Origin of the sequence: Streptomyces sp. NPDC002884 (assembly GCF_040295245.1) — a bacterium.
In the GTDB taxonomy this organism is placed as follows: Bacteria; Actinomycetota; Actinomycetes; order Streptomycetales; family Streptomycetaceae; genus Streptomyces.
In genome coordinates this window covers 37446-59781 of record NZ_JBEOVB010000028.1, presented here as the reverse complement: position 1 = coordinate 59781, position 22336 = coordinate 37446, and the positions used below count along the sequence as shown (strand labels likewise).

Sequence of the window (22336 nt, the reverse complement as noted above, 5' to 3'; positions counted from 1 at the left end):
CTGATTGGCAAGGGCGACCCCAGTTCTTTGGCGAGATGCGGGGGTCGCCCTTGGCGTAGCTACTGGTAGAAGCGGTTGCGCTTGATCACGGCCTTGCGGATGTTGACCGTCGTCCCGGCCCCGTGGCCGCGCCCGCTGAAGATCTGTACGGCGATCCATCCGCCGAAGATGACGGCGGCCAGCGTGATGAGCTGAGAGACCAGCGTGGCCAGTGCGGTGATGAACGTCGTCAGCATCAGCAGCCCGCCGCACACGGCGAGGAACCCGACGCCCCCGAGGGCGACGTTCACCGCCGTCCTGGGCACGGCCGGCCGGGTGGCGACCGGTTCGGGCTGCATGGGGCTGACGGCGTAGCCGGTGACGATCCGGCCGTCCGGCAGGACCACGCTCGCCACAGCCGGGACGGCCCCGGGCTGCATGGGTACGAGGGGTGCCGCGTACGGCGCGGCGGGAGCGAGGGGGGTGGGCCGGTGGACGTCCACGGCCGTCCGCACGGCGGGGTGGTGCTGGTGGTTGGTCATGGCGGGTGGGTTCCTTTCGGTGGTCAGCGGGTGCCGGCGCGGCGGGTGCGGGTCCAGACGTTCCAGAGGTGGCGGCCGACGCGTATGCGGATGCCGTGGCCGTGGCAGCGGCGGCAGTCCTTGCCGCGCTTGGGCTTGCCCTTGCGGTCGTAGGTGAGGGCGTGGCCCATGCCGTCGCACTTGCGGCAGGGTCCGAACGGCTGGAGCCAGCACCGAACGCCGTAACAGAACGTGATGGTGAGCAGGCAGGCACTAGCGAGGAACGAGAGGGCCATGAGGGGGCTCCCAGACGGGGTTGGAGGGTTTCCGCAGGTCATCCGCTAGGCGCTAGCGGGCTGATCAGGGGCGGTTTTGGTCGCTAGCGAGGTTGCTAGGTCTAGCGACGTGGCTTGCTAGACCTAGCGACGTTTCGCGGCTACTTCTCGGACCGCTTCTTGTTGCGCTCCGTGACGACGTTGATGATGTGCTGACGCTCGATGCCGCGCCGGTTGGCACCCTTGCCGGACTCCGTCTTGCCCCACACCTGGTCCGTCTTGATGCCGTAGGGCTTGAGCGCGGCGGCCAGCTGGTCGGCCTTGGCGCGCCCCTCGAGCGCGGCCCACTCCCCGTACGCGTCCGCGTTCAGTTCGGCGAGACGGTCCACGATCGTCTCGGACCACACCTTGTCCTCACGCCGTCCGAGGACGGCGGCGACGTCGCCGAGGATCGCGTCCGTGCCGCGCTTGTTGGTCGTCTCGCCGACCGCGTCCCCGGTGAGGGTGCCTTCCTCCTCGCGCAGGGTGCGGGCGCGGGTGAGGACGGTGTCGGCGTCGCGGCCGTCGGCGAGGTAGGTGCGCACGATCCCGGAGTCGTCGGACATGCCCTTGAGGATGCCGACGCCCTTGTGGGACTTGAGCAGCTTGGACGCGTCCAGGCCCTCGCTGTAGGAGCCGGCGCCGAGGACGACGTCGGAGACCTGCCAGGAGCCGACCCGCAGGGAGAAACGGCCCTGGTGCTGGTCACGCAGCACCGACGGGCACGCGGTGTCGTCCGGCTTCTGCGTGGAGTTCATCACCGAGACACCGACCGCGGGCGCGACGCGGGTGAGGTAGACCAGCAGCTCGAGGACCGTCTTGCCGTGCACGGGGTGCTGCAAGTACTCCTGCACCTCGTCGACCACGACCAGCGTGAGCGGCATGTTCAGCTTCCGGTCCCGGCTGATCTCCGGGGTCAGCTTGCCCTCCGGGCAGATGTGCAGCGGGAGTTCGGACAGCCGGTGGTAGCGGTCCTCCACGTCCGCCTTCAGCTCCATAAGAGCGCTGATCAGGTGCTCGACCGGGTCGACACCGTTGCGGGGCACGATGCCGAACCCGATGCGATGCGCGACCTTGGTGAACGCACGCCAGTCCGGCGACGCCTTCCCGTCGAACACGATCAGCCGCACGTACGGGTCCAGCGCGGCGGCCAGCGCGATCGTGCGGGCGGAGAACGTCTTGCCCTGCCGGGGCACGGCACCGACCAGCAGCGACAGCCACAGCATCGACGCCATGACCGGGTTGCCGCGCTCGTCGACACCCCACGGGAACGGCTTCCAGAAGTCCACCCGCGTCGCACCGAGCAGCGGGGTGCGGCCGGCCGGGACGGCGAGCGGGTCACGGTCGGCGATCCAGTACGACACCCGCCGCCCGCTCGTCTCGTCCTTGTCCAGGAACAGCTGGGTGGGGGCGATGTCCATGCCGGAGGCGAGGCGGGAGTGCGCCTTGACGGCGTCCTCGAACGTCTTGCCGTACGGCAGGTCGACCACCACCCGCCACCCGTCGCCGTCCCGCCCGATCGGACGCGGGAAGGCAATGGACTGGCTCTTGGTGGTCAGGCTCGCCGCGTCGTGCGCGCGGACCACGATGTCCGAGGACAGCTTGCGCTTGCGGAACGTCACCTTGGCCCGGTCGATGAGCGGCCGGTCCGCCGGGGCCCCGGACAGTCCGAGGGCCGTGGTGAGGGTGGCCACGGACAGCAGGAGCAGCCACGACGGGGCCATGACGTACAGGGTGAGCGCGGCGATCAGGCCGACGAACCCGCCGACGGCCGCGACGATGCCCCGCAGGCGGACGCGGTCGTTGCGCTGCCGGGAGAGCTTGAGGTACTCGCCGGCGTCCTCGGCGGCCACGGCCGCGAGGCGCAAGCTTTTGCCCTCGGTGTCGAACACCCACCGGCCGACGGCCGTAGACCAGCGCCACGCGCCGCGCGGGGTGTAGGCGAGCAGCTTGGGCGTGTAGACGCAGGGCAGGCGAACGGCGTGGTAGCCGGCCACGGTGGAGTAGTGGCGGACGGCCCACTTGCGGACGGCGGTGCGCTGGTCGGGCAGCTTCACCCAGTCCGGCAGCACCGGCAGGCGGGCCTTGTCCCGCTCCTGTATCCACTCCGTCACCGACGGCGGATACACCTCACGCGGCGGGTCGACCGGAGCGCCCTCGGCCAGTCCCTCGGCCTCCGGGTCGTCGGTGTCGGGCAGTTCGGCCTCCCACGCACCCGCCTTCACCTCAGTCGGCGCGGCGGGGGCAGGGGCGGCGGGCGGGGTGGACTTTTCCAGCGGGAACGGCAGGACGTCGGCCGTCCGCTCCTGCGGGGTGTTGTCCGGGTCGTTCGGGGGCGGGAACGTCGGGTTCTCGGTCACGATGTACTGCGCTCCTTCAGGGGAGTTGAAGGGCCCGGCCGGCTTGCTGTGGAGGCGGGCGGCCGGGCCCTGCGGAGGGTGGGTCAGGTCATGCACCAGCCGGAGTCACATCCGGAGTCCCATTCGTCAAACGGCAGGGTGTCGACGCCGTCCGGGATCGCCTTGCGCAGCGGACGGTTGAAGCGGGTCAGCCACACGTGGTCTTTGCCGAGTTCGTCACGGCGGCGGTTGAGGAGTTCCTCAAGCTGGCACGCTTTCTCGAACAGCTCGGGTTCGTCGCGGCGCATGTCGTGCCAGGTCTCGGGCCGGTGGAACGGGCAGAACCAGCACGACGACTTCGGGGGCACCGGCAGACCTGCACTGCGGATGATGCGGGCGCAGTCGATACGGCGGATCCCGCGTTCGAGCAGCGGGTATTCGATGCGCTCGTGCGGCTCGCAGCGCCGCTTGTTGGCGCGGGCGATCTCGTCGAGGCTGATGCCGATCCCGACCGTCGCGGGTGCGTCCTTCGTGGCGCCACGGCGTTTGAGTTCGTCGCCGACGACCTTGATTTTGAACTGGGCTGTGCAGGAGCGGGTGCCGGGGGCCCCGTTCGACATGCGTATGGGGATCTTCAGCGACCGTGACCCCTCCCGGGTGAGGTCCTGATACAGCGTGCGGACCTCCCCCGAACGTTTCATCACCCGGTCCAGGACGACCAGCTCAAGGCCGTGCGCTTCGGCATAGGGGATGGCGTACTCGTGCAGGTAGCGCAGGGTGCCGGGGTGCTCGGAGTCGTCCCCGACATTGGCCATCAGGAAGGTGCGGTAGTCCAGCTCACCGGTGGCCGCGAGGACCAGAGCCGCAGTGGACTGCACGCCCCCGCCGAAGCTGAACGTCTTCACCGGCGTAGTGCTGGCGCTGTTCATGCCGCACCTCGCCGTCCGGCTCGACGGCCGGCGACCGACCCGAGCAGGCGCCCGAGACGAGCCCTACGGGGCCCGGACCGACCGGACCGCTTGGCTGCGTACATGGCCTCATCAGCGCGGCGCAGCAGCGCCGACAGATCCTCGCCCGGATGGTCGGCGGCCCGCACCCACCCGAGAGACACCTTGGTGTGCACGTCGGGGTTGGTGTCGACTGGTCGGGCGAGGACGCGGGCGAGGGTGTGCAGCCGGTCGGCCATCGTGCCGTCACGGTCGACGACGACGGCCGCGAACTCGTCGCCACCGAGGCGTCCGACGACACCGCCGAGAGTGATGCCGTGGGCGAGGCGGGCGGCGACCGTGGCGAGCAGGGCGTCACCGGCGGCGTGGCCGTGGGTGTCGTTGATGTGCTTGAAGTGGTCGACGTCCGCGAGGACGACCACGGCGCGGGGGTCGCGCAGCAGGCGGCGGGCCCGCCGTGTGAAGGCGTCCCGCGTCCACAGCCCGGTGAGCGGGTCGCGGCGGGCGGTGGTCAGCCGGTTGTGCAGCCACCGGGCGTGTACCGCCCACCCGAGAGCAGGCGGCAGGGCCGGTAAGAGCGCGGCGAGGGTGCTCACGGCGTCACCGCCGTGGCGGCGCGTTCGGCGAGCAGAGCGTCACGCAGCATGCGGGCGTTCGCGGGCGAGGTGCGCAGGGCCCGGCGGATGCCCTCCCCTGTCACCTCCCCGTCCGTCAGGCCGGCCGTAGCCTTCCGCGCTTCCGCCATGAGCTGTTCGGGGGTGCGGCGGGTGCGGGTCGACTTCGCGGCGGCCGGGACGCGGCCCGTCGCCCGACTCGACCGGGTCGACGCGGCGGGCAGTGACCGGGCCGGTGCCGGGGCGATCGGGACCGGCTTCACCGCCGGGGCGACGGCGGGCATCGACTTCATGCCGGTACCCGACTTGCCGAGGTCGACCGGTACCGGATCGGGCACCGCAAGCCGCGTCAGCACGACCGTAGGCGTGCTCGATCCGGGCAGGTCAGCCGTAGACCGTTCTCGACTATTTGTAGTCGATTCCTCCGCATTTGCGACCCGGGTGGAGTCGAGTGCGGTCGGGGTGAACATCGCCGCGAGTGCGGCATCCGCGCCGCTGGTGACGCGGTCGCGCTGGACGTCCAGCAGCCTCGATCCCAACGCCGCGTCTCCGGCCCCGACTTTGCGGGCCAGACGCCACGACGCCCGATCCGAGCGCTTCCGCACCCGACGCGTCGGGTGGTGGGCGGCCCGCGCCCGGTGGTAGGCGAGGGCCTGCACGATGTCGGCGGTGCGCCGCTCGTTCTCCGCGTCGCGGCCGTCGGTGTGCACGACGATCCGGCGGGCGAGGAACGCCATGCCCTCGGCCGAGACGGACATGCCCATCGGGGTCAGCGCGTAGACGACCGTGCGCCCCGGGTCCGGGGCTGCCATCGCGCCCATCACGGCGGCGGCGGCCGGCAGCACCCACAGTCCCGCCCGCACGACGCGCGGCGAGGACTGGCCCAGCATGGTCAAGCCCAGCAGGACCAGGGCGAGCACGGCCGTTGCGCCCTCACCGGCACCGAGCGCACCGAGCGCGGTCCCCTTGCCGTAGGCGTGGCCGATGTTGCTGTAGGTGCCGATACCGCCGACCACGCCCGTGGCGAGCATGGGCACGAACGCGGCAGTCAACACGCCGAACTGCACCCTTGTCAGCGGCTTGCGGGTCTCGCTCATGCCGCACCGCCCGCGGTGTTCGCGTCGGCGGTGCGGTTGGTCAGGTCCCGCCGAGCGGCCAGGACCCGGTTACGGGCCCGGCGGATGCGGCGGTTGTCGACCTGATTCTCGGGGTGATCCAGTGCCTTGATCTGCGCGTCGAGCAGGTCAACCTCCGCCAGGATCAGCGGAAGCTCCTGCTCGATCGCGTTCAGCTCTCCGAGCGTCGGTTCACGGTCGAAAGCGTCGGTGGTAACAACCACCTGAACAGCACCGATGTGCTTCATGGGTCAGTGTTCCTCTCACACAGGAACGGCCCGAACAGCGGTCCCCGGGGTGCAACCCGGGGACCGCGCGCCGTTGGAGTCGGTTCCGGCTCCCCTCAGCGCTGCACGTACGAGACGTGCAGCGGAGGCAACCGGCCGCAGCGAGCGCTGCGAGATTGAGTCGCGCTGTACCTCACGCGGGAAGTCCCGCGTAGCCGCCTACTTGGCCGAGGAGAGGCGGCGTGATCCCCATTCAGTTGTCAAAGAACCGACGCTTCCTTCGTACTCACCCCCGCGAACAGGGGCTTTCCTCCGGGCGCTGTTTGTGCAGGTCAATGCAGCGACGACCCGTCACCCTCACGTTGCTTAGGGGGGCTTGCCGTCTTGCTTGATAGGTACGGTAGGCAAACTGAGGGCTGCGTGCAACCCCCTCTCGCGATAGAGTTCACTAGCCCCCCTAGGCAACGATTGGAGAGACGTGCAAGACGACATGGAACGGGTCTCCGGGATCACGGACCCCGTCGACCGCGCCAAAGCAGCGATCGACCTGATGGCGCGGTATCAGAGCCACGTGAACGAGCTGTCGCGCGTCCGCAGGGAAGCGATCGAAGAAGCTCAGGCATCCGGGATGACACAGGCCGAGATTGCGAAGCGACTCGGGGTCAGTCGGGGGCGCGTGGGTCAGCTCGCCTCTGCCGGCCCGCCGCCAGAGCGCGCGTTCTTCGGCACGGACCTCGTGACGGTGTCACTCGGGGGGAAGTACGAAGCGGGCAAGGGGCCCGACCAGAACCCGAGTGAGGTAGTCACCAGGGAGGACCTCAACAACTTCGAGCACGTGCGCAAGCTGCTCGGTGGCATGAAGTTGGAGACTCAGTACGAGGTGATCCCACCGACCGGGATCGTCAACCTCAACCGGGACAACCACCTCGTCATCTGCGGACCCCGGCTGTCCCCGATCGTGGCGCAGGTACTCGAAGGTGACGACAACCTTCGGTTTGCCAAGGATCACGCGTGGCACCTGGTTGACCAGGTGGCAGGCAAGGAGTTCCGGTCACCGCAGGACGAGGACGGCTCGGCCGGCGACGTGGGATACCTGGGGCGACTCCCCCGACTGGACGGAAAGGGGACGTTCCTCTACATCGCCGGTATCCACTCCATCGGAGCGAACGGGGTCGTTCACTTCCTGGAAAACAACCTGGCAGAGCTCTACAAAGAGGTGCGTACGCGTCGCTTCTCCACCCTGATTTCGTGCCGTTACGACCCGAAGACGCTCGAAGTGCTGGAGAGTCGACGCGTCACCCCGCTGTACCGACACGAAGGCTGAGAGCATGCGCGTCGCGATCGACACCCAACCCGGCGGAGCGGCCCCCAATGAGGATTGGGTGGCAGGCACGCCGACTCTCGCCGTGGTGCTGGACGGACTCAGCACGGCGGGCCTGGACACCGGATGTCGACACGGTGTGCCTTGGTACGTGAGGAACCTCGGCAGTCAGCTTGTCGCCGCGCTAGCCAACTCGGACACCTCGCTCACGGCCGGCCTCGCGCACGCCCTTGAAGGGGTGGCGGCTCTGCACCCTGAATGCGACCTCGGCAACCCCGGAACGCCCTCGGCAACGGTTGCGGTCTTGCGGCAGCGAGAAGGGCACCTCGACCACCTGGTCTTGGCTGACTCCCCGATCGTGCTCGATGGCCGTCAGGGCTTTTCCGTGATCACTGACCTGCGGGTAAATCAGATCCTTCCCGAATTGAAGGCTGAAGTCGCTCGGCACGAGACGCATACCGCAGGGCACAAAGAGGCTCTGCGGAACTTGGTGTCCGCGCAGAGGGAGACTCGCAACACTGCGACTGGATATTGGGTCGCGGCCGCCGGCCCCGAAGCTGCGGAACACGCGCTGGTCGGCAGCGTTCCAACCGAGGACGTGCGCGCCGCCGCCCTACTGTCCGACGGTGCGGCCTGTCTCGTGACGGACTACTCCATGTCGTCCTGGCCCGAGGTCTTCGCGACGCTTCGGACCGGGGGGCCACGAGAGTTGATCGGCGCCGTCCGGAAGGTGGAGGCTACGGACCCCAAGGGTCAACGGTGGCCGCGCTACAAGTCCGGCGACGACGCTTCCGTGGCCTTCTGTGAGTGGTAACAGCCCTGAACAGGGCCATCTGGCTACGACAGCAGATTTCGGGCCTGTTCGATTGCTTGAGCCCCCTGTTCAATCACAGCATGCGTCTCCGTTCCCAACTGCCGAACGCCTCGGGCGATATCGAAAAACCTTCTGACGGTGCTGGCGATCACCGCGAGTCGCTCAGTGAAACCCTGCCGCTCGGCTTCCTGCCTAGCTTCAGGGTTGCGCGAGAGAGCTACAAGGAACGCGTCAAGGCTCTCCTCAACGGGAGCGGCACCAGTGATGCGGATGAGCTCAAGGTCTTGCAACAGACGATGGAGGTGATGCAACAGAAGGAGCTTGGCCGCGTTGTCGAGGCTGGACGCGCGAATGTCAACCATGAGCGAGGTCACGGACTGGATCAGTGCGTCAACTTCCTCGCGAGGGATGACAGGCTCAGGGCTGTAGCGGTGCAGGCGGCGCGAGCACGTGCCAAGGGACTGCACGGCCGCGCTGTTGGGGACGTCGCCTCCGGCCGCAAAGCTCGGCAACGCCTGCTGGAGGTTGAGGTTTCGGTTAGCGACAGAGGCTAGGAACGCCTCGACCTTGTCCAGATGCTCAAGAAGGTGCTCCTTCTCTTCTTCGTCTTCATCAAGCGCATCCACAGCGGCTCGGATGCCCGCCGGGAGCTCTAGCAGGAGTGTCATGGCCCTGAGTGCTTCCGGCGAGGACGGCGAGGCTTCCGGAGCTAGAACCTTGACCATTGCATCCCACGCCAACATGTTCGGAGGCATCTGATGCACCTCGATCAGAACGGCTCGCAGGCGGCCGGCCGGGTTGTCGTCGTACTCAGGCATGGTGTGAGGGTAGCCCCGCGCAACGACAGTGCCAGGAGTTCCGAGGAAGCTGGCCTGACGTGCAGGTGCTCGTAGCCACCTCTTCCGCACCCCGTCTCAGTTTCCGTCTCATTCCCCCCGTCCGAAGCCGTTCACGGCGGTCCGCACCCCGGGCGGCAGGACGGGAATCAACGAGGTTGAACGGCTGTCGATCACGCTCTGAGCAGCACGAACAGGCCTCGGAAGTGAGTGAGCGAACCAGTTGCCATGCTGAAAGCGCAACCTTGCGCTGGCACCCTGAGAGCATCTCGCGTGGCACCGCCTGCTGCCTCCTGCCCCCGGCTGGCCGGCCCAGCGGCCCGCTGAGTTTTGGGACCGAGGGAAACGCGCTGTGGGGGGGGCGGTCGTCCATGTGAAGCACGCGTCGAGCAGCGCTTGGCCACTCGTGCGCAGTGCCGAGTGACAGGCCATCATGCGAGTCTATCAACCATCATGGGTACGTCATGAGAGTTAAGGACTACCAAGACGCTACTCTGAGACTCCCCAGACGCCCAAGGAGGCAGGCAAGTGACCGAAGCTGACCTGCAAGAGTTGCTTGCAAAGCTGCGTCGGTTCGGCGGCGACCACTTCACCTGTGAGGTGAAGCGTTCTCAGGGTGGTCTACCCACATCTATGTGGGAAACGATCAGCGCTTTCGCGAACGCTCAGGGTGGACTCGTGGTTCTTGGCGTGGACGAGAAGAGTGATTTCTCTGTTGTCGGAGTGCATGAGCCTGCGAAAATCGAGGCTAATCTCGCAGGGGTATGCAGCGAGATGGAACCACCCGTGCGCGCAGAGATGCACACCATCGAGATAGAGGGAAAGCATGTGATCACATGCTACATCCCGCCCATCCCAAAGGATCAAAGACCTTGCCATAAGAAGAATCTGGGCCCTTGGGGTGGGTCGAGAGTTCGCGTAAGTGATGGCGACAGAAAGCTTACCGACTACGAGGTTTCACTTCTCCTAGCGAATAGGAATGAGCAGAAGCACGACCTGAAGCCAGTTCCTGAGGCTTCCCTAGACAGCCTTGACAGTGAACTGATTCGCTCATTCCTTAGACGCGTACGTGAAACAAAGTCCCAGATTTTTACCAGGATCAGCGACACTGAAGCACTGCGTATGCTTAATGTCTTGGTGAATTACGACAATAATCTGGTCCCCTCCCTTGCCGGCTTGCTCGTGTTCGGAGTCTACCCACAGCAGTTCGAACCGCAACTAGATATCACATTCGTAGCTTACCCCACACCAGAAGCTGGCGTTCTAGGGCCCTCGGGCGAGCGTTTCACCGAAAACAGGTCTATCGATGGATCAATTCCTGAGATGGTGAGCGAATGCATTCGAATTCTGAAACGGAATATGCGGCGCCGCAGCATCGTGACAGGCTTGTTCAGGACCGACGAGTGGGAGTACCCCGAAGAAGTCCTCCGTGAGGCACTAGTGAACGCGCTAGTGCACCGAGACTATTCAGAGTTCGCTAGGGGTATGCAGGTCCAAGTGGAGATGTATCCAGATCGATTGGTTATCCGTAACCCTGGAGGGTTGTACGGACCAGTCGAGGTAACTTCGCTTGGAACTGAGACCATTTCTTCTTCGCGAAATAAGGCCCTCCTTAAGATTCTCGAGGATACTCCCTACAGTGATAACCGTATGGTTTGCGAGAATCGAGGCAGCGGTATCGCGCGGATGCGAATCGCTCTCGTGGATGCAGGAATGGAACCTCCGCGCTTCACCGATGACATTTCTTCCTTCACGGCAGAATTCCCTAATCACACGCTCATTGATGAGGATGCGCTGACTTGGCTCAGCAGCCTCTCTTCTGACCCTCTTTCCAGGCCGCAAATGACCGCGCTCGTTATGATGCGTAATGGTGAAGTCATGACCAATAGCTCATATCGTTCAGCTACGGGCGTTCAAGACAGTCGGGCTGCTAGCAGGGACCTGAAGGATCTGGTCGATCGCGGCATCGCAGACCAGGTCGGAACCCGTGGATCAACCGTTTATACGCTTTCGGGGCAAGCGGAGGGCCAGTTCGACGGCCTCTTGGCAGAATTTATCGAAGAGGCAATCCCGCTAGCAGATGCAACGGATGGCGCGGAACTTAGCGATTTGCAGAATAGGGTGCTTGCGAGCTTGGAGTCTGGACCTCTCCTCAGGCATGAGATCGAAGAACGGACAGGACTAGACTTCGGCCAGGTCAGAGGAGCCCTAAAGGCCCTCCGTGATAAAGGTCGTGTTGATCTCGTGGGAAAGGCTCGTTCGAAGAACGCTCGATGGCGAGCTGTCTGAACCGTCAGATTGCCGGACGGCAGTGATCCGCGCCAGGCACATGTACGACGGTGACCGCCTGGTGCAGCTGGCCGACTCATACGTCCCCGTGGATGTGGCAGAGGCCGCGAGCATCGGGAACCCGGACCCGCGCTTCGGCGGCATCTTGGGTCACAGGTGGCACACATCCGGGTGAACGCGCCTACGGATCAGATGCGCCGCGTGCCAGGCCACACGCTCCCTGGACGGCCCGGTTCTCCCCCTGCGGGCCGGGCCGTCCGTGGGCCGTCCAAGGGTGACCAACGACGACAGACGACGACAGACAACGACCGGTCTTTCCTGCTCAGAGGCGGTGCCTTGGGCACCCGCGCAGGTCCCGATCCGTGAACGTCAGTTGAGGAACTCCAGAGCTTCGGCGCAGGATGACGGGCATGACCTCCACCGCGCGCCCCTTCCTCAACCGCCGTCTCGCCGAGTTCGGGACGACGATCTTCGCCGAGATGTCCGCCCTGGCCGCGGCGACCGGCGCGATCAACCTGGGGCAGGGATTCCCCGACACCGACGGCCCCGAGGAGGTCCGCGAGGCGGCCGTGCGGGCGCTGCGCGACGGGCGCGGCAACCAGTACCCGCCGGGCCCCGGGGTGCCCGAGCTGCGCACGGCGATCGCCGACCACCAGCGCCGCCGCTACGGTCTGTCCTTCGACCCGGACACGGAGGTCCTGGTCACCGCGGGCGCCACGGAGGCCATCGCCGCCACCCTGCTCGCGCTGCTGGAGCCCGGCGACGAGGTCGTCGCCCTCGAGCCGTACTACGACTCCTACGCGGCCTGCATCGCGATGGCGGGCGCCTCTCGGGTGCCGGTCACCCTGCGCCCGGACCCGGAGCAGGCCCGTTTCCGCCTCGACCTCGACGAGCTGCGCGACGCGGTCACCGGGCGCACCCGGCTGCTGCTGATCAACACCCCGCACAACCCGACCGGCACCGTCCTCACCCGCGAGGAGCTGACGGCGATCGCCGAGCTGGCGGTGGAGCGGGATCTGCTCGTCGTGACGGACGAGGTGTACGAGCACCTGGTCTTCGACGAGGCCGAGCATGTGCCGCTGGCGACGCTGCCCGGGATGCGGGAGCGGACGGTCACCATCGGGTCGAGCGGCAAGACGTTCTCGTTCACCGGCTGGAAGGTCGGCTGGGTCACGGCGGCGCCCGGACTGGTCACGGCGGTGCGCTCGGCGAAGCAGTTCCTGACGTACGTGTCGTCCGGCCCGTTCCAGTACGCGGTCGCCGAGGCGCTGGCCCTGCCCGACAGCTACTTCGCCGACTTCCGCGCGGACATGCTGGTCAAGCGCGATCTGCTGGCGGCGGGGCTCGCGGACGCGGGCTTCGCGGTCTTCCGCCCGGCGGGCACGTACTTCGTCACCACCGACATCCGCCCCCTCGGCGAGTCCGACGGCTTCGCCTTCTGCCGCTCGCTGCCCGAGCGGGCGGGCGTGGTCGCGATCCCGAACGCCGTCTTCTACGACCACCGCGAGGAGGGCGCGCCCTTCGTACGGTTCGCGTTCTGCAAGCGGGTGAGCGTGCTGGAGGAGGCGGCGACCCGGCTGAAGGCGCTGGCCGGCTGAGGGCCCGGGCCGACCGAGGGCGCACGGAAGCGGGCGCCCGTCCACAGGCTGTGGACGGGCGCCCGCTTCACGTACAGGCAGTACAGGCCATACAGGCAGTACGGGCGGTACAGGCGGTACAGGCGGTTCGGGGACCTACTCGTCGCCGTCGGCCTTCTCGACGTTCTCGTCGCCGTCGCCGGGCTTCTCGTCGGCGGCGTCGACCGCCGACTCCAGGCCCAGCTGCTCCACGAGCCACTTGTCGAACTCGATGGCCGCCCGCACCCAGCTCACCGTCGAGGAGACGAAGAGCTCGATGTTCACACCGGCGCCGACCAGCAGCTGCGCCTCGCCGATGAGGCGGACGGTGCCGTCGTCGTGGGTGTGGGTGTAGACCTTCGGCCACAGGGTGCGGCGGTTCCAGTCGTCGATCGACTCGAGCAGCTGCGCCTTGTCGTCGATCTGGTGGGGCCGGTCGTAGAACGTCCGCACCGAGTAGACCGCCTGGTCTCCCTCGCCGCGGAACATGAAGTACGTACGGAACTCCTCCCACGGCGCCGCGAGGTCACCCTCGTCGTCGACGACGTACTTCAGCTCCATCTGGTCGAGGAGCTGCTTCACGAGGTCCTGATCCGGGACGACGGGGCCCGCCGGTCCACCCTGGGGCTGCGGCTCTGGCTGGCCCCCGAAGTTCGGAATCGAGGACGGGTCGATGCTCACCGTGTTTTTCCCTTCGTACGGATCCCGCCATCCTCCCCCATGCGGGGAGGGGGGTGGCAAGCCCGGCAGGGGCCTGTCAGCCCTGAGCTGACATGATCCGGCCTGTTGCACCAAGGGGCGGTGACGGGTGGAGGGGAATCGCATGGCGAACGGGCGAAGCGAGGCCGGTGTGCCGGCGGGGCCGGCGCCGAAGGGCCGGACCAGGTGGGGCCTGGTGGCGGCGGTCCTGGCCCTGCCGGTGCTGCTGGTGGTCGGCCTGCTGGTGCTGGTCGGCCTCTGGTTGCTGACCGACGACGAGGAAGTCGACGGGACCCGGCTGCAGAAGGTGCCCTGCGCCGAGGCGCTGGCGTTCGGCGGGGCCGAGCTGCCGGCCGGCGCCCAGGACGCCGAGTGCACGGTGCAGTCCTGGCTGGACACGAACTACCAGGCCGAGTTCCGGATGCCGCGCGCGGGCTTCGACACCTGGCTGAAGGACACCTATCCGCAGGCGCCCGGGCCGGGCGGCCCGGGGACCCAGGCCTGTGCGCACGGTTCGGACTACTGCTTCCAGCTCGACGTCACCGGCCGTCCCGGGACGGACGCCTACTACGTCGACATGAGCGTGACGTACGTGAACGCCGAGACCGCGCGGGTGCGGTACTCGGCGTTCACGACGTGACCTGAGCGGGGACGGGGACGGGGGTGGGGACGGGGACGGGTCAGGGCGTGCGCGGGGGCGCTACAGCGTCTTGCCGGTCGCCGGGCCCACGATCAGGCCCTCGCCCTCGCCGAAGGTGTCCACCCGGACCGTGTCGCCGTCCTTGACCTCGCCGGCCAGGATCTCCTTGGCGAGCCGGTCGCCGATGGCCGTCTGGACCAGGCGGCGCAGCGGGCGGGCGCCGTACGCGGGGTCGTTGCCCTCGTCGGCGAGCCAGGCCAGGGCCGCGTCGGTGACCTCCAGGGTGAGGCGGCGTTCGGCGAGCCGCTTGGCCAGGCGGTCGATCTGAAGGCGGGCGATCCGCTCCAGCTCCTCCTTGTTCAGGGCCGAGAAGACGACCAGGTCGTCGAGCCGGTTGAGGAACTCCGGCTTGAACGAGGCCCTCACCACCTCCAGAACCTGCTCCTTCTTCTCCGCCTCGGTGGTCACCGGGTCGACCAGGTACTGGCTGCCCAGGTTGGACGTCAGCACCAGGATGGTGTTGCGGAAGTCGACCGTGCGGCCCTGGCCGTCGGTCAGCCGGCCGTCGTCCAGGACCTGGAGCAGGACGTCGAAGACCTCCGGGTGCGCCTTCTCCACCTCGTCCAGCAGGACCACGCTGTACGGGCGCCTGCGCACCGCCTCCGTGAGCTGGCCGCCCTCCTCGTAGCCGACGTAGCCGGGAGGCGCGCCGACCAGACGGGCGACGCTGTGCTTCTCGCCGTACTCCGACATGTCGATGCGGATCATGGCCCGCTCGTCGTCGAAGAGGAAGTCGGCGAGGGCCTTGGCCAGCTCGGTCTTGCCGACGCCGGTCGGGCCGAGGAAGAGGAACGAGCCGGTGGGGCGGTCGGGGTCGGCGATACCCGCGCGGGAGCGGCGTACGGCGTCGGAGACGGCCTGCACCGCTTCCGCCTGGCCGATGAGACGGCGGCCGAGCTCGTCCTCCATGCGGAGCAGCTTCTGCGTCTCACCCTCCAGGAGGCGGCCCGCGGGGATGCCGGTCCAGGAGGCGACGACGTCGGCGATGTCGTCCGAGCCGACCTCCTCCTTGACCATGGTGTCCTTCGCGGCCTCCTCCTCGGCCTCGGTCGCGGCCTCCAGGTCGCGCTCCAGGGTCGGGATCTCGCCGTACAGCAGCTTGCTGGCCGTGTCGAAGTCGCCGTCGCGCTGGGCGCGCTCGGCCTGGCCGCGCAGTTCGTCGAGCTTCTCCTTCAGCGCGCCGACGCGGTTGAGGGACTGCTTCTCCTTCTCCCAGCGGGCGGTGAGCAGGCGCAGCTCCTCCTCCCGGTCGGCGAGGTCGCGGCGCAGCTTCTCCAGCCGCTCGCGGGAGGCCGCGTCCGTCTCCTTGCTGAGCGCCAGCTCCTCCATCTTCAGCCGGTCCACGGACCGCTGGAGCTCGTCGATCTCGACCGGGGAGGAGTCGATCTCCATCCGGAGGCGGGAGGCCGCCTCGTCGACCAGGTCGATGGCCTTGTCGGGGAGGAAGCGGGAGGTGATGTACCGGTCGGAGAGGGTCGCGGCGGCGACCAGGGCCGCGTCCGCGATCTGCACCTTGTGGTGGGCCTCGTAGCGGCCCTTGAGACCGCGCAGGATCGCGATGGTGTCCTCGACCGACGGCTCCGCCACCAGCACCTGCTGGAAGCGGCGCTCCAGCGCCGGATCCTTCTCGATCCGCTCCCGGTACTCGTCGAGCGTCGTGGCGCCGACCATGCGCAGCTCACCGCGGGCGAGCATCGGCTTGAGCATGTTGCCGGCGTCCATGGCGGAGTCGCCGCCGGCTCCCGCGCCGACGACCGTGTGCAGCTCGTCGATGAAGGTGATGATCTGCCCGTCGGAGTTCTTGATCTCGGCGAGGACGGTCTTCAGCCGCTCCTCGAACTCGCCCCGGTACTTGGCGCCCGCGACCATCGCGCCGAGGTCGAGCGCGACGAGCCGCTTGTTCCGGAGGGACTCGGGCACGTCGCCCTTGACGATCCGCTGGGCGAGCCCCTCGACGACGGCGGTCTTGCCGACGCCGGGCTCGCCGATGAGGACGGGGTTGTTCTTGGTGCGCCGGGAGAGGACCTGCACGACGCGCCGGATCTCCTGGTCCCGTCCGATGACCGGGTCGAGCTTGCCCTCGCGGGCGGCGGCGGTGAAGTCCGTCCCGAACTTCTCCAGGGCCTTGTACTGGCCCTCGGGATCGGCGCTGGTCACCCGGCGCCCGCCGCGGGACTTCTGGAAGGCCTCCTGGAGCTTCTTCGGGGTCGCTCCCTGCCGGGCCAGCACGTCACCGGCCTGTCCGCCCTTGGCGGCGATGCCGATGAGCAGGTGCTCGGTCGACAGGTACTCGTCCCCCAGGTCGCGGGCCCGGCTCTGCGCGTCGGCGATGACGGCCAGCAGCTCGCGGTTGGGCTGCGGGGGCGCGACGGTGGACCCGGTCACGCTGGGCAGCGCGCCGAGCACCTTCTCCGTCCCGGCCCGCACGGCCGCCTGGTCCGCGTCGACGGCGGCCAGGAGATCGACGATGTTGTCGTTCTCCTGTCCCTGGAGCAGAGCCAGCAGCAGATGGGCGGGGATGAGGTCGGCGTGTCCCTGGGACACGGCCCTGTTGCTGGCCGCGTTGATCGCGTCCCTGCTCCGGTTGGTCAGCTCGGCGTCCACGTTCGCTTTCTCCTCCTGGCGTCAGCGCTCTCCCGTATCTGACTCAGTCAGCGTACACAAAGTTGAGTCTATTCCGCTCAAGGTGTGCGCGGGGCGTCCGGGACGGGTTAGGTTCCGGACCATGGCCGCATACCCCCAGGACCCGGGCACCCCGGACGCGCCGTATCTCGCCTTCTGGCGCGAACGGCACCTGTGCACCCTGACCACACCACGCCCGGACGGCAGTCCGCACGTGGTTCCGGTCGGAGTGACATACGAACCCGAGGCCCGCCTCGCTCGGGTCATCGCCGACAAGCGCAGCACGAAGGTGGGCAACGTCCTGGCGGCGGGCCCGGCCGGCGCCCGGGTCGCGGTGTGCCAGGTGGACGGCCGGCGCTGGGCCACCCTGGAGGGCAGGGCGTACGTACACGGGGAGCCGGACCGGGTCGCGGAGGCGGTGCGCCGGTACGCCGAACGCTACGGACGCACGCCCGGCCCGAACCCCTCGCGCGTGGTGATCGAGATCGAGCTGACCCGGGCGATGGGACGCGGCTGAGCCGCCCGACGGGACGCGAGTGACCAAATCCGTCCCCGTCGTTTTTCGGCCAACGCTCAAGCGGGTGCATGTGCGGAGATTTCCCCGCAAATTACAGCGGCGTCACCGTGTTCAGGTCACGGTGACGCCGCTGCGGGGGGAAGCACCTGAGCGATCTGTTACGACGGGGGAATCGCGTCAGGCACTGCGGGGGGTGGCTGAGATGGTCTTCAGGGGCGGGGTCTCGGGCTCGACGAGCCTGTGGTCCCGCTGGTCCAGGTTCACAAAGATCATTCCGTAACGAATGGCGCACCGCACGGGCTGCGGCGCCCCCCGGGGCTTGCGCAGGCACCGGTAGGCCCGTACGTCCTCGTCCTCGTCGCGCGTCACGACCACCGGCTCGCCGAACACGGTCACCATCAACGAGTCACCACTGTGGGGGATGGCGGTGACCAGGTCGATGAAGTGCCAGCCGGAGCGGTAGGCGGTGGCCATTTCGCGGCGGAAGGAGCGGTCGTCGGGTGGAGTGGTCATGACTCGGCGACCCACGTACTGTCGCCGGGGGCGACCCAAGTGCTGTCACCCGGCACGTCTGCCGCCGTGATCACCCACGTGCTGTCACGCGGCGCGACCCACGTACTGTCCGCGGGCGCCGCGACGGTCTCGGTACCCGTGCTCCAGGTACTGTCGCGCGCCGTGTCACCCGTCGTTCCCGCAAGGCCACTCAGCGCCCCGAAGGTCAAGGCAGCGGAGAAGGCGGCGGCAAGCGCCGAGCGAAGCATTCTCTTATGCATAGTCGGCTTCGTCCTCATTTGAAGGTCACCTCTCCCCCGTCCACTACGACGATGGCCCATTCGGGCACGTCATGGCCACACAATCGATGCATCATGTTCCTGCACGTTCAGGACCCTGGGGGGTGGAGATTTGACGAAAAATGAGACAAAGCAGACACATCCTCATGCGTCGACTGAGCTGTGCGAGGAAGGTCGCCGTCTCTATGGGAACGCTCTTCGGACGGGCCGCATAGCCCGTGAGGACGTGGAGCCTGCTCCGTGTTTGATGGAGTTCGCCCTGCTTCATGCGGACCCCGACGACGCGAACTGGCTACGTCCGGTGCCCCCGTCGATCGCACTGTCCCAACTGCTCAACCCGATCGAGCGCGAGATCACCCAGCGCAGACGGCTGTCGGTCGAACTCGCCGACGCTTTCGAGCCGTTCATGACCCTCAGCGCCCAGCCGACGCCGACGACACACTCGATCACGGTGCTGGAGGGCATCGACCGGATCAACGCCGCACTCGATCTGGCCACCTCCCAGTGCCAGACCGAGATGCTCACCGTCCAGCCGAGCCGCCGGCGCCTCGAACACACCCTCGTACAGGGACTCGAGCGCGACAGACCGCTGATCGACCGCGGCTGCCGGATCCGGACCCTCTACCAGCACACGGCCCGGTACAGCCCCGAGACGCTCGGCTACGTCTCCCAGTTCACCGACGGCAAGGTGGAGTACCGCACCATCGACGAACTCGTGGAGCGGCTGATCATCTGCGACGAGACCGTCGCCTTCATCCCGACCCGGGACGACGGACAGGTCGCCCTCGAACTCCGGCACCCGGGGCTCGTCCGCTACCTGATCAAGGTCTTCGAGTTCATGTGGGGCCGTGCGGTGCCGCTGGCCACCGGCGCCCCCTACGAGACCGCCCCCGACGGCATCACGGACATCCAGCACTCCATCGCCAAGCTCCTCGTCGAGGGGCATGTCGACGAGGCCATAGCCCGCCGTCTGGGCATGAACGTACGCACCTGCCGAGCCCACATAGCGAAACTCGCCACGGCTCTGGGCAGTGGCAGCCGCGCCCAACTCGGCTTCCTCATAGCCCAGTCGGGGATCCTCAAACAGGAACCCTGACCGTGCGGGCGGGCCCGGACCGAGAACCGGGAACGGCACGCCCGCGCCCCGCGCCCCGCCCCCCTGCCCCACCGCCCACTGCCCACTGCCCGCCGCCCGCCGCCCGCCGCCCGCCGTGCTCGAACAGGAGAGAGATTCGCAGTGAACGCGCCGCCGCACCCCCACCACGGCGTGGAGAACCTGTGCGCCGCCGGCACGAGCCTCTACGAGCGGGCCCTGCACGACGGGCGGATCAAGACCGAGGAGGCCGAGACGGCGGCGCCCTGCCTGCTGTCCTTCGGCCTCCTGCACCCGGTCGTGGACGACCCCCACCAGCTCGAACCCGTCTCCCCGGCCCTGGCCCTGCACCGGCTGCTGCGCGCCTCGGGCACCCGTATCGCCGACGAACGGCGCCGCGAGGAACGGCTGGCGACGCTCTTCGAACCCCTCATGCGGGTCACCGGCAGCCGCACCGCCGCCGCGGATCCCGCCTCCCTCCGCCTGCTCAGCGGCACGGAACAGATCAACGGGGCCATCACCGAGGCGACCGCCGAGGCCACGGACGAACTCCTCTGCATCCAGCCCAACGTCCACTACAGCGGGCCGCGCGGCGAGACGGCCCAGACCGTGGCCATGGCCCGCGACCAGGCCCTGCTCGACCGGGGCTGCCGCATCCGCACCCTCTACCAGCACACCCAGCGCCACCAGCCCCTCGTACTGGCCCGCTACGAGCAGCTCCGGGGCGATGTGGCGGCCCGCACCCTCGACGAGGTCACCGACCGCCTCATCGTCATCGACGGCGCGGTCGCCTTCATCCCCGCGGGCGAGGACGGCCGACTGGCCCTGGAGGTCCGCCACCCGGCCCTCCTCACCTACTTCACCATCACCTTCGACCGCCTCTGGCGGCTGGCCACGCCCATGTACCCGCAGGCGGTGCACCGCCCGTCCCTCAACGGCGTCACACCCCGGCAGCAGGCCATCGCCGCCCTCCTCGTCGAAGGGCACACCGACGCCGTCATCGCCGACCGCCTCGGCATGAACATCCGCACCGCCCGCGTCCACATCGCCAAGCTCGCCACCACCCTCGGCAGCGAGAGCCGCGCCCAACTCGGCTACCTCATCGGGCAGTCGGGGATCCTTGACCGGGAACAGAACCGGGCGCAGGAGCAGGAGCAGCGGACGGGTCCGGACCGGCCCCCGGCGCCGGAAGGCTGACCGACGGCGGCCCGGCCTCGGCGGACGGCCGGTCGAGGCCGACCTGCGCGATCCGCACCCCCAGCTGGGTCCGGCTGGCCGCGCCCAGGGTCTCCGAGAGCCGGGCGATGTGCGCGCGGCAGGTACGGACGCTGATGCCCAGGCGCTCGGCGATCACCGCGTCCTGGTGCCCCTCCGCCAGCAGGGCGGCGATGGACTGCTCCCGGTGGGAGATGCCCTCGATCCGGGTCTCGGGCAGCGGCGCGGTGAGCGGGATCGCCAGCCGCCACAGCCGCTCGAAGACCGTCACCAGGTAGGAGACCAGGGCCGGGTGGCGCAGTTCCAGGGCCATCGTGCGGTCGGTGTTCGCCGGGATGAAGGCGACCGTGCGGTCGAACAGGATCAGCCGGTCGATGACCTCGTCCAGCGTGCGGGCCTCCACCGCGTCGCCCATCAGCTCCAGGTAGGTCAGCAGGCCCTGGCCGTGCCGGGCGACGTGGTTGTAGATGTCCCGCATGCGCACGCCCCGGCCGCGCAGCTCCAGCGCCCGGTGCAGGCCCTCCGACAGCTCGTGCTCACGCCGGATGCCACCGGGCTGCACGGTGAGGACCTCGGTCGTGCACGCCTCGGTCGCCGCGTCCAGGGCGGCCTGGATGCGGGAGGCGCCGTCCAGGACCCGGATCGCGGCGCCCTCGCCGGCCGCCCCGCCCCGCGCGGGACCGCCCAGGCCCGCGTACCACTCGAAGGCGGCGACCGCCGAGCCCATCCGGCGCCCGCTCGCGCTGACCTCGTCGTACAGGCCGCGCAGCAGCCGGGTCATGACCTCCTGCGGGGAGGTCGGCACCAGCCAGTCCATGTCGTCGGGGTCGGGGTGCAGCAGGGCGAGTTCCAGGAGGCACGGGACCGGCTCGGCGTCGGTCCGCGCCACCCGGCCGCGCCGTACGGCCCGGGAATACACGCGGTCCCCGGCGTCACACAGTCGGTCGGCACCGTGTGGATGCTCCTCCGTCCCGTGCCCGGCCATCGCCCATCCCACCCCCGCCGTACGCCACTTCCGGAGCGCAACTATGCGCGGCCCGGACCCGCTCCGCAACACGGCTGCCCCGGCCGACGCCCGGGAAAACCACCGATCTGCTCCTGTTTCTCCCCACCTCCTCCCCTCGCACTGCAACAAGCTGACGGTGGTGCGGGGCGTTCGCGACAGTGCATCGTTGGTTCCGCTTGCCCCCGGGTGCTCCCCACTCGGGGGAGAGCACAGCCAACCCGGCCGGACCACGGGGGAGTCCGGCCGGGCCAAGGCCCCGGGCCACGGAGACGCCGTCTGCCAGGCGCAGACGGCCGTCCTTCAACCAGAGCCCGCATCGGTGCAGTTGAGGGTCGGCAGCGTCTCGCGCTTCATCCCGCCCGTTCCCACCTCTTCCTGCGCATGGGCATCCCGGCGCGATGTGCCGTGGGACGGTCCGCAGCCGGTCCTGGAGCAGCCGGTCCTGGAGCAGCCGGTCCTGGAGCAGCCGGTCCTGGAGCAGCCGGTCCTGGAGCAGCCGCCTTCGGCTCCCGCCCGGATCCCCGCGCCGTCGAGGGCGCGCCGGGATCCGCCCGGCTGAACACGCGCAGCGCCCGTGAGGCAGCCGCCTCCTCGGCGATGCGGGAGTGCCCGAGCACCACCTGGCACGCCCTGGCCGACAGCGTCACGGCCCGCCGTACGGGGCCCTGTGGCCGTCTGGAGCCCGTCCGCAGCCGCGGAGCACGTCCGGGGCGCCGACGGAGCGTACGCGCGCGTGTACGGCGGTCCGGCGGCACCCCGGG

At 68.6% G+C, this 22336-nt stretch carries 21 protein-coding genes; 9 read left to right on the top strand and 12 right to left on the bottom strand.

Features of this window, described 5'->3' with window-relative positions; genetic code table 11:
• Positions 1-59: 59 nt before the first annotated feature.
• The 7 genes from ABT070_RS35650 to ABT070_RS35620 form a co-directional block, all read right to left on the bottom strand.
• Positions 60-521, bottom strand: a complete 462-nt coding sequence (locus ABT070_RS35650; RefSeq protein ID WP_351766925.1) for a hypothetical protein — start codon at positions 519-521, stop codon at positions 60-62.
• 23 nt (positions 522-544) lie between these two features.
• The gene (locus tag ABT070_RS35645) at positions 545-796 is read right to left on the bottom strand and encodes a hypothetical protein (protein ID WP_351766923.1); all 252 of its coding nucleotides are present in this window, start codon (positions 794-796) and stop codon (positions 545-547) included.
• A gap of 140 nt (positions 797-936) precedes the next feature.
• Entirely contained in the window at positions 937-3174 is a 2238-nt protein-coding gene (locus tag ABT070_RS35640) for a cell division protein FtsK (protein ID WP_351766922.1), read from the bottom strand.
• 83 nt (positions 3175-3257) lie between these two features.
• The gene (locus ABT070_RS35635) at positions 3258-4082 is read right to left on the bottom strand and encodes a phosphoadenosine phosphosulfate reductase (RefSeq protein WP_351766920.1); all 825 of its coding nucleotides are present in this window, start codon (positions 4080-4082) and stop codon (positions 3258-3260) included.
• Positions 4079-4696 carry a GGDEF domain-containing protein gene (locus tag ABT070_RS35630; RefSeq protein WP_351766918.1) on the bottom strand — a complete coding sequence of 206 codons (618 nt, stop codon included), beginning with the start codon at positions 4694-4696 and terminating at the stop codon, positions 4079-4081. Before ABT070_RS35630 ends, ABT070_RS35635 begins: the two co-directional genes overlap by 4 nt.
• Positions 4693-5811 carry a conjugal transfer protein gene (locus ABT070_RS35625; protein ID WP_351766916.1) on the bottom strand — a complete coding sequence of 373 codons (1119 nt, stop codon included), beginning with the start codon at positions 5809-5811 and terminating at the stop codon, positions 4693-4695. Before ABT070_RS35625 ends, ABT070_RS35630 begins: the two co-directional genes overlap by 4 nt.
• Positions 5808-6077: a DUF6284 family protein gene (locus ABT070_RS35620; RefSeq protein WP_351766915.1), complete on the bottom strand. Its 270-nt coding sequence runs from the start codon at positions 6075-6077 to the stop codon at positions 5808-5810. Before ABT070_RS35620 ends, ABT070_RS35625 begins: the two co-directional genes overlap by 4 nt.
• Before the next feature lie 457 nt (positions 6078-6534).
• Here ABT070_RS35620 and ABT070_RS35615 point away from each other — a divergent pair, with 457 nt between their 5' ends.
• Together ABT070_RS35615 and ABT070_RS35610 are read left to right on the top strand one after the other, a co-directional pair.
• Entirely contained in the window at positions 6535-7380 is an 846-nt protein-coding gene (locus ABT070_RS35615; protein ID WP_351766914.1) for a sigma-70 region 4 domain-containing protein, read from the top strand.
• 4 nt (positions 7381-7384) lie between these two features.
• Positions 7385-8191: a protein phosphatase 2C domain-containing protein gene (locus ABT070_RS35610; protein WP_351766910.1), complete on the top strand. Its 807-nt coding sequence runs from the start codon at positions 7385-7387 to the stop codon at positions 8189-8191.
• Positions 8192-8214: 23 nt separating this feature from the next.
• On the opposite strand, the gene ABT070_RS35605 is transcribed toward ABT070_RS35610, so the two are convergent.
• Positions 8215-9009 (bottom strand): hypothetical protein, encoded by a 795-nt coding sequence (locus ABT070_RS35605; RefSeq protein WP_351766908.1) that lies wholly within the window; start codon positions 9007-9009, stop codon positions 8215-8217.
• Between the two features lie 546 nt (positions 9010-9555).
• Between ABT070_RS35605 and ABT070_RS35600 the strand changes: the two genes are divergently transcribed.
• Positions 9556-11316, top strand: a complete 1761-nt coding sequence (locus tag ABT070_RS35600) for an ATP-binding protein (protein ID WP_351766906.1) — start codon at positions 9556-9558, stop codon at positions 11314-11316.
• Positions 11317-11717: 401 nt separating this feature from the next.
• Positions 11718-12914: a pyridoxal phosphate-dependent aminotransferase gene (locus ABT070_RS35595; protein ID WP_351766904.1), complete on the top strand. Its 1197-nt coding sequence runs from the start codon at positions 11718-11720 to the stop codon at positions 12912-12914.
• A gap of 135 nt (positions 12915-13049) precedes the next feature.
• On the opposite strand, the gene ABT070_RS35590 is transcribed toward ABT070_RS35595, so the two are convergent.
• Positions 13050-13613: a type III secretion system chaperone family protein gene (locus ABT070_RS35590; protein ID WP_351766903.1), complete on the bottom strand. Its 564-nt coding sequence runs from the start codon at positions 13611-13613 to the stop codon at positions 13050-13052.
• A 142-nt stretch (positions 13614-13755) separates the two neighbouring features.
• On the opposite strand from ABT070_RS35590, the gene ABT070_RS35585 reads away from it, so the two are divergent.
• Positions 13756-14271, top strand: a complete 516-nt coding sequence (locus ABT070_RS35585; RefSeq protein WP_351766901.1) for a hypothetical protein — start codon at positions 13756-13758, stop codon at positions 14269-14271.
• 60 nt (positions 14272-14331) lie between these two features.
• Here the strand turns inward: ABT070_RS35585 and clpB are convergent, their stop codons facing one another.
• Positions 14332-16935, bottom strand: a complete 2604-nt coding sequence (gene clpB, locus ABT070_RS35580; RefSeq protein WP_351766899.1) for an ATP-dependent chaperone ClpB — start codon at positions 16933-16935, stop codon at positions 14332-14334.
• Between the two features lie 121 nt (positions 16936-17056).
• Between clpB and ABT070_RS35575 the strand changes: the two genes are divergently transcribed.
• A complete protein-coding gene (locus ABT070_RS35575; RefSeq protein WP_351766897.1) occupies positions 17057-17470 on the top strand; it encodes a pyridoxamine 5'-phosphate oxidase family protein in 414 nt (137 codons plus the stop codon).
• A 177-nt stretch (positions 17471-17647) separates the two neighbouring features.
• Here ABT070_RS35575 and ABT070_RS35570 read toward each other — a convergent pair whose 3' ends face one another.
• Positions 17648-17983: a Rieske (2Fe-2S) protein gene (locus ABT070_RS35570; protein WP_054241900.1), complete on the bottom strand. Its 336-nt coding sequence runs from the start codon at positions 17981-17983 to the stop codon at positions 17648-17650.
• A gap of 525 nt (positions 17984-18508) precedes the next feature.
• On the opposite strand from ABT070_RS35570, the gene ABT070_RS35565 reads away from it, so the two are divergent.
• Together ABT070_RS35565 and ABT070_RS35560 are read left to right on the top strand one after the other, a co-directional pair.
• Positions 18509-19357, top strand: a complete 849-nt coding sequence (locus tag ABT070_RS35565; RefSeq protein WP_020129176.1) for a hypothetical protein — start codon at positions 18509-18511, stop codon at positions 19355-19357.
• A 141-nt stretch (positions 19358-19498) separates the two neighbouring features.
• Positions 19499-20551, top strand: a complete 1053-nt coding sequence (locus ABT070_RS35560) for a helix-turn-helix transcriptional regulator (RefSeq protein ID WP_351766895.1) — start codon at positions 19499-19501, stop codon at positions 20549-20551.
• Here ABT070_RS35560 and ABT070_RS35555 read toward each other — a convergent pair.
• Positions 20454-21554 (bottom strand): helix-turn-helix transcriptional regulator, encoded by a 1101-nt coding sequence (locus ABT070_RS35555; protein ID WP_351766893.1) that lies wholly within the window; start codon positions 21552-21554, stop codon positions 20454-20456. The two genes, ABT070_RS35560 and ABT070_RS35555, sit on opposite strands and share 98 nt — an antisense overlap.
• A gap of 340 nt (positions 21555-21894) precedes the next feature.
• Between ABT070_RS35555 and ABT070_RS35550 the strand changes: the two genes are divergently transcribed.
• Positions 21895-22134, top strand: coding sequence for a hypothetical protein (locus tag ABT070_RS35550; protein ID WP_351766891.1), 240 nt, complete (start codon positions 21895-21897; stop codon positions 22132-22134).
• Positions 22135-22336 lie beyond the last annotated feature (202 nt).